The 15431-nt window shown below is 65.1% G+C and carries 19 protein-coding genes; 10 read left to right on the top strand and 9 right to left on the bottom strand.

The annotated features are described in order from the left end of the window. Position 1: 1 nt before the first annotated feature. The 7 genes from LZ585_RS00385 to LZ585_RS00355 all read right to left on the bottom strand — a co-directional run bounded on the left by LZ585_RS00385 (position 2) and on the right by LZ585_RS00355 (position 6139). The gene (locus LZ585_RS00385; protein WP_234854415.1) at positions 2 to 529 is read right to left on the bottom strand and encodes a nucleotidyltransferase family protein; all 528 of its coding nucleotides are present in this window, start codon (positions 527 to 529) and stop codon (positions 2 to 4) included. After that, the gene (locus LZ585_RS00380) at positions 526 to 1449 is read right to left on the bottom strand and encodes an XdhC family protein (protein ID WP_234854414.1); all 924 of its coding nucleotides are present in this window, start codon (positions 1447 to 1449) and stop codon (positions 526 to 528) included. The genes LZ585_RS00385 and LZ585_RS00380 overlap by 4 nt, the downstream gene beginning before the upstream one ends. After that, positions 1446 to 3626, bottom strand: a complete 2181-nt coding sequence (locus LZ585_RS00375) for a xanthine dehydrogenase family protein molybdopterin-binding subunit (RefSeq protein WP_234854412.1) — start codon at positions 3624 to 3626, stop codon at positions 1446 to 1448. The genes LZ585_RS00380 and LZ585_RS00375 overlap by 4 nt, the downstream gene beginning before the upstream one ends. After that, entirely contained in the window at positions 3623 to 4591 is a 969-nt protein-coding gene (locus LZ585_RS00370) for an FAD binding domain-containing protein (RefSeq protein WP_234854410.1), read from the bottom strand. Before LZ585_RS00370 ends, LZ585_RS00375 begins: the two co-directional genes overlap by 4 nt. Next, complete coding sequence (locus LZ585_RS00365; RefSeq protein WP_234854409.1) at positions 4588 to 5112, bottom strand: 2Fe-2S iron-sulfur cluster-binding protein; 525 nt, start codon at positions 5110 to 5112, stop codon at positions 4588 to 4590. The genes LZ585_RS00370 and LZ585_RS00365 overlap by 4 nt, the downstream gene beginning before the upstream one ends. Before the next feature lie 108 nt (positions 5113 to 5220). Beyond that, a complete protein-coding gene (locus LZ585_RS00360) occupies positions 5221 to 5526 on the bottom strand; it encodes a hypothetical protein (protein WP_234854408.1) in 306 nt (101 codons plus the stop codon). After that, the gene (locus tag LZ585_RS00355) at positions 5516 to 6139 is read right to left on the bottom strand and encodes a phosphatase PAP2 family protein (protein ID WP_234854406.1); all 624 of its coding nucleotides are present in this window, start codon (positions 6137 to 6139) and stop codon (positions 5516 to 5518) included. The genes LZ585_RS00360 and LZ585_RS00355 overlap by 11 nt, the downstream gene beginning before the upstream one ends. A 109-nt stretch (positions 6140 to 6248) precedes the next feature. Here LZ585_RS00355 and LZ585_RS00350 point away from each other — a divergent pair, with 109 nt between their 5' ends. From LZ585_RS00350 to LZ585_RS00340, 3 genes are read left to right on the top strand one after another with little or no spacing between them, the layout of a single operon-like run. Then, complete coding sequence (locus tag LZ585_RS00350) at positions 6249 to 6491, top strand: hypothetical protein (protein WP_234854405.1); 243 nt, start codon at positions 6249 to 6251, stop codon at positions 6489 to 6491. Positions 6492 to 6494: 3 nt separating this feature from the next. After that, positions 6495 to 6689: a hypothetical protein gene (locus tag LZ585_RS00345; RefSeq protein WP_234854404.1), complete on the top strand. Its 195-nt coding sequence runs from the start codon at positions 6495 to 6497 to the stop codon at positions 6687 to 6689. A 9-nt stretch (positions 6690 to 6698) separates the two neighbouring features. Then, positions 6699 to 6848 (top strand): hypothetical protein, encoded by a 150-nt coding sequence (locus tag LZ585_RS00340; protein WP_234854402.1) that lies wholly within the window; start codon positions 6699 to 6701, stop codon positions 6846 to 6848. Between the two features lie 85 nt (positions 6849 to 6933). Here LZ585_RS00340 and LZ585_RS00335 read toward each other — a convergent pair whose 3' ends face one another. Then, positions 6934 to 7134: a hypothetical protein gene (locus tag LZ585_RS00335; protein WP_234854401.1), complete on the bottom strand. Its 201-nt coding sequence runs from the start codon at positions 7132 to 7134 to the stop codon at positions 6934 to 6936. A 161-nt stretch (positions 7135 to 7295) separates the two neighbouring features. Between LZ585_RS00335 and tpa the strand changes: the two genes are divergently transcribed. Beyond that, entirely contained in the window at positions 7296 to 8675 is a 1380-nt protein-coding gene (tpa, locus tag LZ585_RS00330; protein WP_234854399.1) for a hypotaurine--pyruvate aminotransferase Tpa, read from the top strand. Positions 8676 to 8869: 194 nt separating this feature from the next. On the opposite strand, the gene LZ585_RS00325 is transcribed toward tpa, so the two are convergent. Continuing rightward, a complete protein-coding gene (locus LZ585_RS00325; protein WP_234854397.1) occupies positions 8870 to 9565 on the bottom strand; it encodes a FadR/GntR family transcriptional regulator in 696 nt (231 codons plus the stop codon). Between the two features lie 145 nt (positions 9566 to 9710). Between LZ585_RS00325 and LZ585_RS00320 the strand changes: the two genes are divergently transcribed. The 6 genes from LZ585_RS00320 (at position 9711) to LZ585_RS00295 (ending at position 15426) form a co-directional block, all read left to right on the top strand. Next, positions 9711 to 10490 carry a basic amino acid ABC transporter substrate-binding protein gene (locus LZ585_RS00320; protein ID WP_234854396.1) on the top strand — a complete coding sequence of 260 codons (780 nt, stop codon included), beginning with the start codon at positions 9711 to 9713 and terminating at the stop codon, positions 10488 to 10490. Positions 10491 to 10550: 60 nt separating this feature from the next. Next, positions 10551 to 11222, top strand: coding sequence for an amino acid ABC transporter permease (locus tag LZ585_RS00315; RefSeq protein ID WP_234854394.1), 672 nt, complete (start codon positions 10551 to 10553; stop codon positions 11220 to 11222). 1 nt (position 11223) lies between these two features. Further along, positions 11224 to 11961, top strand: coding sequence for an amino acid ABC transporter ATP-binding protein (locus LZ585_RS00310; RefSeq protein ID WP_234854393.1), 738 nt, complete (start codon positions 11224 to 11226; stop codon positions 11959 to 11961). Between the two features lie 6 nt (positions 11962 to 11967). Further along, a complete protein-coding gene (locus LZ585_RS00305; RefSeq protein ID WP_234854392.1) occupies positions 11968 to 13212 on the top strand; it encodes a cysteine desulfurase-like protein in 1245 nt (414 codons plus the stop codon). 211 nt (positions 13213 to 13423) lie between these two features. Further along, positions 13424 to 14788: a sensor histidine kinase gene (locus LZ585_RS00300; protein WP_234854390.1), complete on the top strand. Its 1365-nt coding sequence runs from the start codon at positions 13424 to 13426 to the stop codon at positions 14786 to 14788. After that, positions 14785 to 15426, top strand: coding sequence for a response regulator (locus LZ585_RS00295; RefSeq protein WP_234854389.1), 642 nt, complete (start codon positions 14785 to 14787; stop codon positions 15424 to 15426). The genes LZ585_RS00300 and LZ585_RS00295 overlap by 4 nt, the downstream gene beginning before the upstream one ends. Positions 15427 to 15431 lie beyond the last annotated feature (5 nt).

Genomic DNA, 15431 nt, shown 5'->3' with positions numbered 1-15431 from the left:
ACTATTGAAATAAAAAGATATCTTCTTGGGTATCTATATCCGCCAAGGTTCCCGTGGGGACAGGGATGCGACAAAGGTCGTTTCGGGTCCGTAGGACCGATGCGGCACCTTGGTCGCCTGACAAACGTGCGATATCGGCAAACAAGGTTCGCGGGATGCTGGCTGGCGGTGTAATGCGGTCATCATCGCTTGCCGCAGCAGGCGCCGGCGATGCGGCAATGCAGCGCAACAGAGCGGCATCGATATGGGGCATATCGCCCAGGACCACCAAGGCGCAATCATCCCTTACCTCGGCCAAGCCTGCTTGCAAAGAGTGTGATTGGAGGCCGATACTGCGGATAATCCGAAATTCCGGTAACAAAGCCTCGACTGCCGGATCTGCGGTTACAGCCAGGGCTGGAAAACTGGTTGCAAGGATCGCTTCCGCTGCATGACGAACCAAAGGCTTTCCGCGGTACAGGTACTGCAATTTGCAAGCGGTGCCGAACCGGCGCGATGCCCCTGCGGCCAGCAGCACGACCGTGGTCAAGACGCCTGTCCCAGAACCTCGGCCAAGACAGACACCGCCAGCACGCGGGGATCGCGGGCTGAGCCGATCAAGCCGATCGGACCATGCAGGCGATCCAAGCCGTTTGTGACGCCAAGCTGACGCAAGCGGTCCATGCGGGTTTCGCGGGCGCGCCGCGACCCTTGGGCGCCGATGTAAAAGGCAGGGGAATTCAGCGCGCGGGCCAGGATGGGTGGTTCCCAGTCGTGATCGTGGAAGAACAGCACGACGGCGCTGCGGTCGTCGATGTCCAGGTCCGCGGGCAGGGCAGGCCAATGCAGCAGGCGGGTGGGGGAACCCCGAGCCTCGGCCTGCGACAGGGTTTGGCGGTCAGGGGCCAGGACCAGATGAGGATAGCCTGCCGCCCGGACCAGATTGGCAAAGATCGACGCCTCGGGGCCTTGGCCGAAGATCAGGAAGCGCGGCGGGGGCGTCAGGGCGATGCGGAAACCGTCCGGCATCGGACCTGTCGGTCCTGGGTCGCAGCGTTGCAGGTGCAGATCCGGGGTAATGCATAGTGCGATATGTCGCCGGGCCGCACGCGCTGCGGCAACATCGGCAAGCAGGGCAGGGCTGGGATGGGGGATCAAGGTGACCTCCAGCCCGCCGCCGCAGGGCAGGCGCAGGTCGAACCAGGGGGAACCCTCGCCATAATGCAGACGGGTGGGGCCGTCACGCAGCGCCGCGCGGGCATGGCGGGCCACGTCCGTCTCGATACAGCCGGAACTTAGCGATCCGATATGCAGGTCGCCGCAAAAGGCCATTATCTCGCCCAGCGGGCGATAGGAGGGTCCGGTGATTGCGGTGATGATCGCCAGAACCGGATGGTCGCAACCCAGTGCTGCGGCCAGCGGATCGCCGACCGCATCATCTGCCGCCGGAAGGGCTGCGGTCTGCATCATCCCTCCAGCCCCGCGATGATCTTGTCCGGTGTTGCCGGAAGCTGGCGCACCCGGACGCCACAAGCATTGCGGATGGCGTTCAGCACCGCAGCACCCGCCCCGCAGATGCCCAGTTCCCCCAAGCCCTTGGCCTGCAGCGGCCCGACATAGGCATCGCGTTCCGGCAGGAAATGCACCTCCAGCGCAGGGACGTCCGCATGGGTGGGGATGTGGTATTCCGCCAGGTCGCGGCTTACGGCATGGCCGTCGCGGGGGTCGTGTTCAAGGGCCTCGGTCAGGGCGATGCCGATGCCGAAGGTCATGCCGCCCAGGCATTGCGACCGGGCGGTCTTTTCGTTCAGCACCCGCCCGCAGGCAAAGACGCCCATCATGCGGCGGACCCGCACCTCTCCGGTCCAGCGGTTCACGGCGACCTCGGCCCAGTGGCTGCCCCAGGTGGCCTGACGATGGGACTTTTCGGTCTTGCCGGGCTGCAGGTGACCCTCGGCGACGATCTGGCCCTTGATCAGGTCGGATAGGGGCTTTGATACGTTCCCTGCCCGGGCCATGCCATTGTGCAGGGTCAGATCACCTTCGTCGCAGCGCATCGCTTTGGCAATTTTCGTGCGGATCTCCTCGCAGGCAAGATACACCGAATTTCCGCTGGACGCCGCGCCAAAGGATCCGCCCGACCCCGAGGCCGGCGGAAAATCCGTATCGCCCAGCCGGACCTCGACCCGGTCGGGGGGCAGGCCCAGCATCTCGGCGGCAAGCTGGCCCAGAATCGTATAGGTGCCGGTTCCGATATCGGTCATGTCGGTTTCGACAATGGCATGGCCGTCCTGCATCAGGGTGACGCGTGCGCGGGATTCCACCAGCATATTCACCCGCACCGCCGCAGCCATGCCCATGCCGATACACCATTCGCCTTCCACCCGCTGCCCCATGGGCTTGCGGGCGGACCAACCAAACCGCTGGGCGCCGTCGCGCAGGGCTTCGGCCAGCTTATGGCTGGAAAAGGGTCGATCCGTGGTGGGTTCGACATCGGGGATGTTGCGCAGGCGCAGGTCCACCGGATCGATGCCAACGGTTTCGGCCAGTTCGTCCATGGCGCATTCGAAAACGGTGACGCCCACTGCCTCGCCCGGCGCGCGCACTGATCCGGCGGATCCGCGATGGATGCGGGCCACGGCATGAACGACCTGGCGATGCGCCGCCTCATAGGTAAAGGGCGTTGCCTGGGCGACAGGTTCGGTAAACTCGCTGCTGGGCAAGGTCGATACCAGGACGTCGTGGCCGATGCCGGTCAGATGGCCGTCGGCATTGCAGGCCAGACGAATCCGCTGGCGCGTTTCGGACCGGCGATGGGCCAGGTCAAAGACCTGCTGGCGGGTCATTGCGACCATCACGGGCCGGCCCAGTTGCTTGGCGGCGATCGCGGCTGCCACGGCCTCGGCATTGATGCCCAGCTTGGATCCGAAGCCGCCGCCGACATAGGGGGCCAGCAACCGCACGCGACTTTCCCGGATTCCCAGGGCATCAGCCATCTGCTTGCGGTTCGACGACAGCATTTGCAGGCCCGCCCGAATGGTGACGCTTTTCCCGTCCCATTCGGCAATGGCGGCGTGGGGCTCCATGGCGGCTGACATCTGCGAGGGCGTGTGCCAGATCTGGTCCAGGGTATGGGCCGCTTCCCGCATGGCCTTGTCCACGTTGCCCGCAGCAGACTGCTTTTTCGGCGGCAGTTCCGGCGTGACCGATTCCGGGATGACCGGAACGGTCTCGGGGGCATAGCGGATGGCGATGTTCTGGGCGGCGTGGCGTGCAGCCTCGAACGTTTCGGCCACGACCAGGGCAATGGCCTGGCCCATGTATTCGACCTGTTCGGGCCCTGATGTCGGACCTTTTTCGTCCATGCCCTGCGCGGCATAGCGGACCATGCGCTTGTCCTGGATCACCGCAAGGACACCGGGGGCATCGCCGATGTCCAGCACCTTGCCTGCCGGGATGGCTGCCCCGACCAGCACGCCGTAAGCCATGTTTTCGGGACGGGCCTCGGCGGCATAGGCGGCACGGCCCGTCACCTTCAACGGCCCCTCCAGCCGGTTCAGGGGCTGGCCCAGTACGCCTTGGGCCATGTGGTCCAGGCGGTTGTCATGGTTCGGGCCATCGACCCGCAGGTGACGTGTGGCGGTCATGCCGTGGCCTCCAGTCCGGTGGCGTCGCGCAGCGTGGCGATCAGGGTGCGGCGTAGCAAGGGTATCTTGAATTGGCTTTCGCCCCAGGCTTTCGCAGGACGCAGCAGGATGTCCGCCGCCTGCGCGAACAGCGCGTCCGAGGGTTCCTGGCCCACCAGCATCGCCTCGACATCCGGGTCGCGCCAAGGCTTTGCGGCGACCCCGCCAAAGGCCAGGGCAGCATGGCCGATGCGGTTTCCGTCCATGACAATCACCGCCGCGACCGACACCAGGGCAAAGGCATAGGATGCCCGGTCCCGCACCTTGCGGTAGCGCTGTTGACCGCCCACGGGGGCGGGCAGGGTAACGCCGGTGATGATCTCGCCCGGGCGCAGCACGGTTTCGATATGCGGCGTGTCGCCCGGCAGCAGGTGGAAATCGGCCAGCGGCACCTGGCGCGGCGCGGGGCCGTCAATGTCCACAACGGCGTCAAGCGCGCGCAGGGCTACGGCCATGTCGCCGGGATATGTAGCGATGCAATGTTCCGACGCCCCCAGGATTGCATGGTTGCGCGTCACCCCGCCAATGGCCGAACAGCCCGCGCCGGGGTCGCGCTTGTTGCAGGCCATGCGGCGGTCATAGAAATACGGACAGCGCGTGCGCTGCATCAGGTTGCCGCCGGTGGTCGCCATGTTGCGCAACTGCCCGCTGGCTCCTGCCAGCAGGGCGCGCGACAGGACCGGATAATCGCGCCGCACCGCCGGATGCGCGGCCAGGTCGCTGTTTTTCACAAGGGCGCCGATGCGCAGCCCTGGCCCACCGGATTCCACCCGATCCAGATCCAGCCGGGTGATATCCACGATGGCGTTCGGCGCCATCACTTCAAGCTTCATCAGGTCCAGCAGGTTGGTGCCGCCCGCGATGATCGTGGCACCGGCGGGCAGATCCGCCACCGACGCCGCGCGGTGAAAGGTGAATTCCCTCATGCCGCGTCCTCGCGCCGGTCGGTCGTGCCCGCCGCCTGCCGGATGGCGGCGACGATGTTGGAATAGGCCGCGCAGCGGCACAGGTTGCCGCTCATCCGCTCGGCGATCTCGGCATGGGACAGGTCAAAGGGTCCGTCCAGTGTTTCCGACGCGTGGCTGGGCCAGCCTGCCGCGATCTCCTCCAGCATTGCCGTGGCCGAACAGATCTGCCCCGGCGTGCAATAGCCGCACTGGAAGCCGTCATGGTCCAGGAACTGCTGCTGCAAGGGCGACAGGCGATCCGGGCTGCCCAGACCCTCGATGGTGGTGATCTGCGCGTCTTCCGCCATGCAGGCCAGCGTCAGGCAGGAATTGACGCGGCGCCCGTCCATCAGCACCGTGCAGGCGCCGCATTGCCCATGGTCGCAGCCCTTCTTGGTGCCGGTCAGCCCCAGGTGATGGCGCAATGCGTCCAAAAGCGTGGTGCGCGGATCCACGTCCAGGGCATGGGCGGCGCCGTTGAGGTGAAGTGTGATCTGCATGAATCCCCCGGTTGCTGGCATCTGGGCTGGCTGGTGGCAGGCCTCAACCACCAGCCGGGCCGGACGTTCCATGCGTCCGTCGCTTTCCCGGCAGGCGGTTTGGGGCGATCAACGCGCGGTGATGTCCTGGCCGCCCATTTCCTGGAACGTGGCCCGGACCAGATCCGCGGTGTCCCGGCTTGCATCGGCGGATACCTTCACCGCCCCCTGCAGCGCCGGTTCGGATGGCGCGTCACCCTTGTTCGCATCCCCGCCGGATGGGCGGGTGCCGGAGGTGTTATCGTCACCCTGCGCCTCGGCAAAGATATCGGCGCGGTTCAGGCCATGCTGCTGCACCAGATGTTCGATGGCGTAATCGGCGGCTTCGCGGGTCTGAAAGACGGCCGAGATGGTCGTTGTGGCATTATCCGACATGATGTTTCTCCTGTGATCGGGGATTGGGGGCGCCCGGCAGCAGCAGATCGACCAGGCGAGCGGCGGTCAGGCCAAGCGCCGCACCGGCGGCCACGTCGACCGGGTAGTGTCTGGCGCGCGGGATCTGCACGCCGGATGCCAGTGCTGCGGCAATGCTTGCGGGCAGGGCCAGGGGCGGCACGTCGCGCACCACCACCGCCGCCACCGCGACCGCCCCGGCGGTATGGCCCGACGGGAAGGATGTGTCATGCCCACCCTCGCTTTCCCCCACCTCGAAAGCATAATCGCGGTCCTTGACGATTTCTTCGGGGCGGGTGCGGCGCAGACGGTTCTTGATCCGGCGCTTGACGACATTGGCCAGGATATGGGCCGCCATCATCCGCATTCCCGTGCGCGCGACATGGGGCCGCCCGCTGACCAGCCCGCCCGCGATGACCGCGCCGCAGACCAGGGCCAACGGGATTTGGTCGGCCAGTTCGCTGGCCGTGCCAAGGGTCTGGACCACGGGATGATGGCGGTGCCGGGCGGCCGATGCCGCTGCCTCGACATCCATCCGCTCCAACCCCTCGGTTTGGGGGGCGGGATGGTCCGGGGGATCAGTTGTGTGTGACATGCCTTCGTAACGGCGGGAACAAGGGGCGGTTCCCGGGCGGGAACGGAACAAATCGCCCCGCGCGCCGGTTTCTCCAATGCCACCACCGAGACAGACAGGAGGATCGAGAATGGCAAATGCAAGCAGCAAGAAGTTCGGCGCCGGTCAACAGGACCAGGGAAAGGGCGACGGCAGCGGCGGGATGTCACCCGATACGATGGACGAGCTGCCGGAAAACGAGGTTCTGTCCAATCGCGACAAGTCCCGGCATTCGGACCAGCGGGGCCTGGATTCCCGTCATGTCCAGACCGAGCAGCATCAAGACCATGTTGCGAACCGCCAGTCCGATGCCACCGGCGATGGGCAGGATTAGGCCATGGGCAAGCATCCCAAGTCCGATGATCCGACCGACAGGGATCTGCGCGAGGATCCCGGTATCGGCGGATCCAAGGGTGCTGGCCCCGACGATCCCGAAATCGACGGCGACAATACTTTTGAAGGCGACGTGCTGAACGACACCACCCCTCAAGGCGGCGTCGATCCCGATCAGCGCGGCCGCACCAACAAATAGGAGGCAGCCATGGTCGGAAAGAAAACCCATGACCAGCAACAGCGGATCATCGAAAAGAAGGTCGATACGACCAATGCCGATCCTGATTTCGATCCGCGCCCCGATCTGAAGGCGTCAGAACGGCGCGAGGCGCGCAAGGACGATCAGTCCGAGGAATGAGGGGGGCCGTCCGCATGATCGCGGGCCAGCATGGCCGGTGCCGGATGATATCCGGCACCGGCCAAGATCAGTTGGTATTCTGATCCTATTCCCCGCCATTCGTGGCGCGGTCGTTCTGCCTGGCCGACCGGTCGCCAGCCTCTCGGTTCTGGCCGCCGGCATTCGGTTCATGAGACTGGTGGATCTGCTTGGGGTTCAGGTCCGCATGATCCATCTTGGCCTGCTGGGCGGATTGCTTGGTGGCGTATTTCTCGTTCTCGGCCTTGGGGTCGAATTTCTCTGACATGGTCTGCTCCTTTCCAAGGGTGCAAGGATCAACCCACAGCCTCGGGGTCCGTTCCCGGCTGCGGCTTTCTCTTGCCTTTTGCGGGGGATTTGGTTTCGTGGGGTCCAGCCTGTGTCGGCCCTTCCAATCCGCCGGACACAACCTTCTTGGGAACGAATGCCATGTCTCTTGATCTGAACCAGAACGACCTGTCCCATGTGGTGTCTGCCGACCGCGCCCATGTCTGGCATCACCTGTCCCAGCACAAACCCTATGAAACCACCGACCCGCGTGTCTTTGTGGAAGGCAAGGGGATGCGGCTTTGGGACACCAACGGGCGCGAGTATCTGGACGCGGTTTCTGGCGGCGTGTGGACGGTCAACGTGGGCTATGGTCGGGAAAGCATTGCCAATGCGGTGCGCGACCAACTGGTCAAGCTGAACTATTATGCGGGGGCGGCGGGCAACGTCCCGGCGGCGCTGTTTGCAGAACGGCTGATCGCCAAGATGCCGGGGATGAGCCGGGTCTATTATTCGAACTCCGGGTCCGAGGCCAACGAGAAGGTCTACAAGATGGTCCGCCAGATCGCCCACAGGCAGCATGGCGGCAGAAAGTGGAAAATCCTGTATCGTGACCGCGATTATCACGGCACCACCATCGGCACGCTGGCGACCAGCGGCCAGGACCAGCGGGCCGCCCAATACGGCCCCTATCCCGACGGCTTCGTCCGCGTGCCGCATTGCCTGGAATACCGTGCCCAGTGGGATGTGGAAAACTATGGGCAGCGCGCGGCGGACGCCATCGAGGAAGCGATCCTGCGCGAAGGCCCCGACACCGTGGGCGCCATCGTGCTGGAGCCGATCACCGCGGGCGGCGGGGTGATCGTGCCGCCCGAGGGATACTGGCCGCGGGTCCAGGAGATCTGCCGCAAGTACGACATCCTTCTGCACATCGACGAGGTGGTCTGCGGCCTGGGCCGCACCGGCACCTGGTTCGGATACCAGCATTACGGCATCCAGCCCGACTTCGTCACCATGGCCAAGGGGGTGGCCTCGGGCTATGCGGCGATCAGTTGCACAGTGACGACGGAAGCCGTCTTCGAGATGTTCAAGGACGTCCCCGAGGACACGATGAGCCATTTCCGCGACATCTCGACCTTTGGCGGCTGCACGGCGGGTCCGGTGGCCGCGCTGGAAAATATGCGCATCATCGAGGACGAGGGACTGCTGGAAAACACCGTGGCGATGGGAGAGCGGGTGCTGGCCAACCTGCGGGCGCTGCAAGAGCGTCATCCGGTGATCGGCGACGTGCGCGGCAAGGGGCTGTTCTGCGGGGCCGAACTGGTCGCCGACCGCACCACAAAGGAGCCGCTGGACGAACGCCGCGTTCAGGCCGTGGTGGCCGATTGCCTGAGCCAGGGCGTGATCATCGGCGCGACCAACCGCAGCTTGCCGGGCCTGAACAACACGCTGTGCCTGTCGCCCGCGCTGATCGCCACAAAGGACGACATCGACCGGATCACCGATGCAATCGACACGGCGTTGACGCGAGTGATGACCTAAGAAGCAGCGGGTTCCATGTGAAGCACCCTGCCGGCTTTTGACGATATTGCTTCATTGACCATGCTGTCCTCGCCTCGCGCCGCCTTGTTGTCGGCACGAGGCATGATTCCCGTCATGTCTGGGATCATCATGCCGCCCGGCCGCGATCATGCGGGCGGACGGTAAACTGACACGGCACCCATCGCCCGCCAAAATCACAGCTTTACCCCGGCGGATCCGGCAGTGTTCTGCACATGGAGGCGCATTCTTTTTCCTGCCGCCTTGCCGTTGCCCCGTTCCAGGGCGTCAAGGATCCGCCAATGCTCGGCAATCGATTGGCGCATTCGGTCCGGGTCGGTGTTCGGAATGGGCTGGCGCTGCGTTTCCGTCAGCAGTTGCTGAACCGTGCGATACAGGTCGGTCAGCATCCGGTTGGGGCAAGCCATCGCGATGCCCAGGTGAAGCGCCAGATCGGCCTCGACATGGGCCACCAGGTCGCCGGACTGCCAGGCATCCTCGAAGGCCTGGGCGGCGTTCTTCAGGCCTTCCAGCAGGGGGGGCGTCATGGCGGTAGCTGCCAGGCGGCACAGTTCGGCCTCGATCAGGACACGCGTCTGGAACACGTCGCGCAAATCATGGGCATTGTCGTACCGCCAGGGCAGCGATGCGGGGCGCGAGGCAGGATCGGTCACAAAGCTGCCCCGCGCGGGCAGGGTCTGGACCAAGCCCAGGGTTTCCAGCGTCAGCAGGGCCTCGCGCAGCGACGGTCGGGACACGTTCAACTGTTCCGCCAGGATGCGTTGCGACGGCAGCTTCTGGCCCGGACGCAATTCCCCCGACCTGATCATGTCCTGCAAACGGCGCGCGATGGTTTGTGCGACCGGCCCCTTGTCCCAAATCAGCCTGCTCATCGTGCCACCCCCTGACTACCGCCTCTGCTTTCCGCAAACATAGATGTTGCAAAGAACAGGTTCCCATGCCTCAATACTGGTCAGACCGGTTTGGCCGGTCAAACCAAAAACAAGACAACGGGGATGTATCATGGGAAAAAGTGGAATGCGACGCCTTGGCTTGGCCTTGGCGGTGCTGGCCGGGACGGCATGGTCCGCTGCCGCGCAGGACAAGCTGACGGTCGGGGCAAACATCGGCAACGTGCCATGGGAGTTCCAGGACGAAACCGGTCAGTTCGTGGGGTTCGAGATCGATTTGGTCGCTGCCGTCGCCGAACGTCTGGGGGCCGAGGTCGAGACGGTAAACATCCCCTTCAACGGCCTGTTTTCCGCCGTGCAATCGGGGCGGATCGACATTGCCACCTCGTCCATCACCATCACGGACGAGCGGCTGAAGTCGGTCAGCTTCGCCCAGCCTTATTATGACAGTGACCAGTCGCTGACGGTTGCCGAAGGCGGTCCCGCCTCTCTTGAGGAATTGAAGGGCAAGGTGGTCGGCGTCGATACCGGATCGACCGGCGATATGTGGGCCAGCGACCAGCAGGCCGCCTATGGCTTTGCCGAAATCCGCCGCTATGAAGGCCTTGCCCCCGCCATGCTGGACCTGAACGCAGGACGCATCGACGGCTATATCTCGGACATTCCGGCGTTGCTGTATTACGTCAAGGACAAGCCGGAACTGAAGGTCGTGGCGCGGATCGAGACCGGCGAGAAATACTCGATGATGTTCGCCAAGGATGCCGAGCTGGCAACGCAGGTGAACGCGGTGCTGGACGACCTCAAGACCGAGGGGGTGATGGCCCAGTTGCACGAAAAATGGTTCGGCGTGGCGCCTGACGCCGGATCGTCGACCGTGACCGTCCTGCCGATGCCCAGGCTGAACTGATCGGGACCGGGCCGGGGACGCCCCTGGTCCGGTTCTGCGATCCACCGGCAAAGGACGGCCATGGATATATTCGACACCTTCCTGAACGCCGAGATCATGCGGCGCAGCCTGCCCATGCTGATGCAGGGGCTGTGGATCACGCTCCAACTGGGCGCGGCCAGCATCGTCGCGGGATTGGCCCTGGGGCTGGCCCTTGCGATGACACGGCTTTACGCGGCCGCGCCCCTGCGCCTGCTGACGCGGGTCTATATCGACGTGTTCCGGTCCATTCCCCTGCTGGTGCTGCTGATCATCGTGTATTACGCCCTGCCATTCGTCGGCCTGCGCTTGTCGCCCTTCGTGTCGGCAATGACCGCTCTGACCCTGGTATCGGGCGCCTACACGGCCGAGATCTTTCGCGCGGGGATCGAGGCCATCCCAAAAGGCCAGTTCGAGGCGTCCGCCGCCTTGGGCCTCAGCGGGCCGCAGACGATGAAAGAGGTGATCCTGCCGCAGGCGGTCAAGATCGTCATCCCGCCCTTGACCAACAATTCGATCAACGTGGTCAAGGACACGGCGCTGGCTTCCGTTGTGGCGATGCCCGACCTGCTGAAGCAGGCGACGCAGGCGCAGGCCCTGGCCGCCAACCCCACGCCCTTGATCGTCGCGGCCGTGATCTATGTGGCTTTCCTGTGGCCGCTGGTCGCCGCCGTGTCGCGGATGGAACGCCGCTTTGCAGCCAGGAGGCGCTGAGATGACGGGCTTTGTCAGCATCCGAAACCTTCGCAAGTCCTATGGCAGCTTCGAGGCGCTGCGGGGCATCGACCTGGATGTCGCCAAGGGAGAGGTGGTCTGCATCATCGGCCCATCGGGGTCAGGCAAGTCCACCCTGATCCGCTGCATCAACCGGCTGGAAAGCTTTTCGCCCGAAAGCGAGATCCGTGTGGACGGAATCCCCGTTGCCACCGGCCGCGCCTTGGCGCGTGTCCGGGCCGAGGTTGGCATGGTGTTCCAGTCCTTCAACCTGTTCCCGCACCTGACGGTGCGCGAAAACGTCATGCTGGCCCCCCGCAAGGTGCGCGGGGCGTCGCGCACCGATGCCGCGCAACGGGCCGACGAGCTGCTGGCACGCGTGGGCATCGCCAACCAGGCCGATAAGTATCCCGAACACCTGTCGGGCGGGCAGCAGCAGCGCGTGGCGATTGCCCGCGCCCTTGCCATGGACCCGCAGGTGATGCTGTTCGACGAACCGACCAGTGCCCTTGACCCCGAGATGGTGGGCGAGGTTCTGGACGTGATGCGCGACCTGGCGCGCACGGGCGTGACCATGATCGTCGTCACGCACGAGATGGGCTTCGCGTCCCAGGTCGCCGACCGCGTGATCTTCATGGACGCGGGCCAGATTGTCGAACAAGGCCCGCCCGCGCAGGTGCTGGCTAATCCCGCCCACCCGCGCACCCGGAATTTCCTGGGCGCCGTACTGAACCACTGAAAGCAGATGACAATGACAGCTCTCGACATGGCCCATGTGCAGTCCCGGTTTCCCGGCCTGACGAACGACTGGGTGTTCTTCGACAATGCGGGCGGGTCGCAGATCTGCCAGCCTGCGCTGGACCGGGTGGTCGAATTCCTGACACATCGCAACGTCCAGATCGGCGGCAGCTATGCCGTGTCCCAAGCTGCGGCCGAGGCGCTGATGCTGGGCCGCAGGGCGGCCCAGACGCTGGTCAACGCCGCCCGCCCCGAGGAGATCGTCTTCGGTCCCTCGACCACGGTGCTGTTGCAGAACCTGGCAACCGCGATGCGCAGCCAGTTCCGCCCCGGCGACGAGGTGATCGTGACCATGGCCGATCATGAAAGCAATATCGGTCCCTGGATGCGGCTGGCCGATTTCGGCGTGACGGTGAAGGTCTGGCCCCTGAACCCGCAGACACAGGATTTGCAGCTGTCGGATCTGGCCCCCCTGATGACCGACCGCACGCGCCTGGTTTGCGTGACCCATGTGTCCAACATCCTGGGCAAGGTGCATCCCGTCGCGGATTTTGCCCGTTTCGTGCATGACCATGGCGCGCTGATCTGCGTGGATGCGGTGGCATACGCCCCCCACCGGCTGATCGACGTGCGGGCTTGGGATGTCGATTACTATGTCTTCAGCCTTTACAAGGCCTACGGCCCGCATGGCGCGCTGATGTACGGCAAATACGACCTGCTGGCCGACCTGGACGGGCTTTACCATTATTTCTATGGCAAGGACAAAGTCCCCGGAAAGCTGGAACCGGGCAACCCCAGCTATGAATCCGCCTATAGCACCGACGGGATCGTGGATTACCTGACCGGCCTTGCGCGCCACCATGGCGCCACCGGCGACCGCCGCGCCTTGGTTGCCGCCGCCTATGACCGCATCACCGCGCACGAGGATCTGCTGACCGACCGGCTGCTGTCCTGGCTGGGGGGCCGCAACGATTGCCGCATCGTTGGTGAGGGAACGAACCGCGACAGCACCCGCGTGCCCACCATCGCGTTCAAGTTCGACTCCGTGGATTCCGGCAACCTCGTCCGCGCCATGGACGGCCACGGCATCGCCATGCGCTTTGGCGATTTCCATTCCCGCCGCCTGGTCGAGCATCTGGGCCAGGATCACGCAGGCGGCGTTTTGCGCGTCTCGATGGTGCATTACAACACGGTGGAACAGGTGGACCGGCTGACCGAGGCGCTGGGCTCGATCCTGGCCAAGGCGGCATGAGGCGACAGGCCCGCCAGATATGACAAGCGCGGCTGGCCCGGGGTTCGTTCAGACCCCCCTGCCAGTGCCAAGGGCGACAAGGTTTCCCGCTTGGGTCAGCAGGAGCCGGATTGAGAACGGATGGCAAGGACAACGCCGGTGGTGATCCCGGCCTGTGAGGGCCGGACTTCAGTCCAGTATCAACCCGAAGGCATTGGGGGGATCATGCGTCATGTTACGGTTGGAACGGCTTTGCAGGTCATGGAACAGGGCGTCGCTGGCCACCCGCTTTGGCTTGGCGGGCGGGCTGGTGTTGTTGGTCTTCGCACTTCTGGTGGGCAGTCTTGTGGCGCAGCGGATCCAGCAGATCGTGGTCCGCAACACCGCCACAGCCGCCGCGCTGTACATGGACAGCTTTCTGCATCCCCTGGTCGAAAGCTATGTCGGCAATGACACCCCCTCGCCCGCGATGCGTCGCGCCCTGGAGGAGGTTCTGCCTGCGACCCCGATGGGCGACCGCATCCTGTCCTACAAGATCTGGCGCCCCGGCGGCATCGTGATCGAGGCTTCGGACCCTGACCTGATCGGCCGGACCTTTCCCCCCTCGGCCGAATTGCAGCAGGCCTGGGCGGGCCGCATCGCTGCCACCTTCGAGGACGAGGCCGAGGAAGAAGACAGGGCCGAACACGCCCTGGGCGTGCCCTTGCTGGAAATCTACAGCCCCATCCGCGCCGACTGGACCGGAGAGATCATCGCCGTGGCCGAGGTCTACGTGGCCGATCCCAAGCTGAAGGCCGACCTGACAGCCTCGCGCAACATGGCGCTTGGGGCGGTGGGGGGCATCGGGCTGGCGCTTGGTTCGCTGCTTTATGCCATCGTCTATGGGGGCAGCCGCACCATTGAGGCGCAGCGTCGCGACCTGGACCGCCGTCTGGCCGAACTGCGCGATCTGTCCGATCGCAACCAGGCCCTGCGCCTGCGCGTCCAGCAGGCAGCGGGCCGCGCCGCCATGTCCGCCGAAGGCGCGCTGCGCCGCATCGGGGCGGATCTGCATGACGGCCCGGCGCAGTATCTGGCCTATGCCAGCCTGCGCGTCGATGCTCTGGGGCAGGCGATGAATCATCCGCCCGAGGAACTGACCAGCCTGTGCGACGCCCTGGGCCAGGCCATGACGGAAATCCGGGCAATCTCGCGCGGGCTGGTTCTGCCCGAGGTCGCCGATCTTCCCGCGCAGCAGATCATCCGCCTGGCAGCCCAGTCCCATCAGGCCCGGTCCGGCCAGCCGGTTTCCTTAAAGATCGACGACGATTGCCCGATGCCGTTGACGCCCGCCCTGCGAATATGCCTGTTCCGCTTTGTCCAGGAAGGGCTTAACAATGCCAGTCGCCATGCCGCCGGGTCGAACCAATGGGTCGTTCTGATCTGTTCGGCGGGTTTGCGGCTGACGGTGCGCGACGACGGCCCGGGCCTGGCAGAGGGCAGCGTGCCAGGCCTTGGCCTTGGCGGCCTGCGGGACCGGGTCGAGGCCTTGGGCGGGCGGTTCGGACTTGACCGCAAGGACGGGCATACCGAATTGTGGATGGAGGTGACGCCATGACCATGCACCGCGTTCTGGTGGCGGACGACCATCCGCTGTTTCGCGAAGGGGTCGCACGGACCTTGGGGGAAAGCGGCCATTTCCAGGTGGCGGGCACGGCAGCCTCGGGCGCCGAGGCGGTTGACCAGGCGAGGCGGCTGGCCCCGGACATGGTTCTGCTGGATCTGTCGATGCCGCAGGGCGGATTATGGGCATTGGAGCGGATCATGCGGATGGACCCGGCCCCGGTGGCAGTGATGCTGACCGTGTCCGAGGACAGCGACGCCGTATTCGCGGCCCTGGAAGGCGGCGCGCGGGGTTATCTTCTGAAGGGCATCGGCGGCGCCGAACTGGTCACGATCCTGGAACGGCTGATGGCGGGGGAAAGCCATGTCGCCCCGGCCTTGGCCGCGCGGTTGCTGACCCGGATGGGCAGGGCGCAACCCGGCGAACCCGATCCCTTGGCCTCGCTGACCGCGCGCGAGGAGGAGATCCTGCGCCTCGTATCCTCGGGCCTGGCCAACAAGGAGGTCGCCCGCCTGCTGGATGTGCAGGAACGGACCGTCAAGCACCACATGACCCAGATCCTGCAAAAGCTGCATCTGCGCAACCGGACCGAAGCCGCCTTGCTGGCGCAAAAACGATGGGGCGACGGCTGACCGTC

The organism is Paracoccus everestensis (assembly GCF_021491915.1).
GTDB classification, from domain to species: Bacteria; Pseudomonadota; Alphaproteobacteria; order Rhodobacterales; family Rhodobacteraceae; genus Paracoccus; species Paracoccus everestensis.
The sequence above is the reverse complement of the archived record's forward strand: the minus strand, read 5'-3'. Positions and strand labels throughout refer to the sequence as shown.

Coding starts and splice junctions, on each gene's coding strand:
- LZ585_RS00365 (WP_234854409.1), bottom strand. CDS start 5,112: ATGCAGATCACACTTCACCTCAACGGCGCCGCCCATGCCCTGGACGTG.
- LZ585_RS00300 (WP_234854390.1), top strand. CDS start 13,424: ATGTTACGGTTGGAACGGCTTTGCAGGTCATGGAACAGGGCGTCGCTG.
- LZ585_RS00315 (WP_234854394.1), top strand. CDS start 10,551: ATGGATATATTCGACACCTTCCTGAACGCCGAGATCATGCGGCGCAGC.
- LZ585_RS00380 (WP_234854414.1), bottom strand. CDS start 1,449: ATGATGCAGACCGCAGCCCTTCCGGCGGCAGATGATGCGGTCGGCGAT.
- LZ585_RS00310 (WP_234854393.1), top strand. CDS start 11,224: ATGACGGGCTTTGTCAGCATCCGAAACCTTCGCAAGTCCTATGGCAGC.
- LZ585_RS00355 (WP_234854406.1), bottom strand. CDS start 6,139: ATGTCACACACAACTGATCCCCCGGACCATCCCGCCCCCCAAACCGAG.
- LZ585_RS00325 (WP_234854397.1), bottom strand. CDS start 9,565: ATGAGCAGGCTGATTTGGGACAAGGGGCCGGTCGCACAAACCATCGCG.
- LZ585_RS00305 (WP_234854392.1), top strand. CDS start 11,968: ATGACAATGACAGCTCTCGACATGGCCCATGTGCAGTCCCGGTTTCCC.
- LZ585_RS00335 (WP_234854401.1), bottom strand. CDS start 7,134: ATGTCAGAGAAATTCGACCCCAAGGCCGAGAACGAGAAATACGCCACC.
- LZ585_RS00295 (WP_234854389.1), top strand. CDS start 14,785: ATGACCATGCACCGCGTTCTGGTGGCGGACGACCATCCGCTGTTTCGC.
- LZ585_RS00370 (WP_234854410.1), bottom strand. CDS start 4,591: ATGAGGGAATTCACCTTTCACCGCGCGGCGTCGGTGGCGGATCTGCCC.
- LZ585_RS00320 (WP_234854396.1), top strand. CDS start 9,711: ATGCGACGCCTTGGCTTGGCCTTGGCGGTGCTGGCCGGGACGGCATGG.
- LZ585_RS00340 (WP_234854402.1), top strand. CDS start 6,699: ATGGTCGGAAAGAAAACCCATGACCAGCAACAGCGGATCATCGAAAAG.
- LZ585_RS00360 (WP_234854408.1), bottom strand. CDS start 5,526: ATGTCGGATAATGCCACAACGACCATCTCGGCCGTCTTTCAGACCCGC.
- LZ585_RS00350 (WP_234854405.1), top strand. CDS start 6,249: ATGGCAAATGCAAGCAGCAAGAAGTTCGGCGCCGGTCAACAGGACCAG.
- tpa (WP_234854399.1), top strand. CDS start 7,296: ATGTCTCTTGATCTGAACCAGAACGACCTGTCCCATGTGGTGTCTGCC.
- LZ585_RS00375 (WP_234854412.1), bottom strand. CDS start 3,626: ATGACCGCCACACGTCACCTGCGGGTCGATGGCCCGAACCATGACAAC.
- LZ585_RS00345 (WP_234854404.1), top strand. CDS start 6,495: ATGGGCAAGCATCCCAAGTCCGATGATCCGACCGACAGGGATCTGCGC.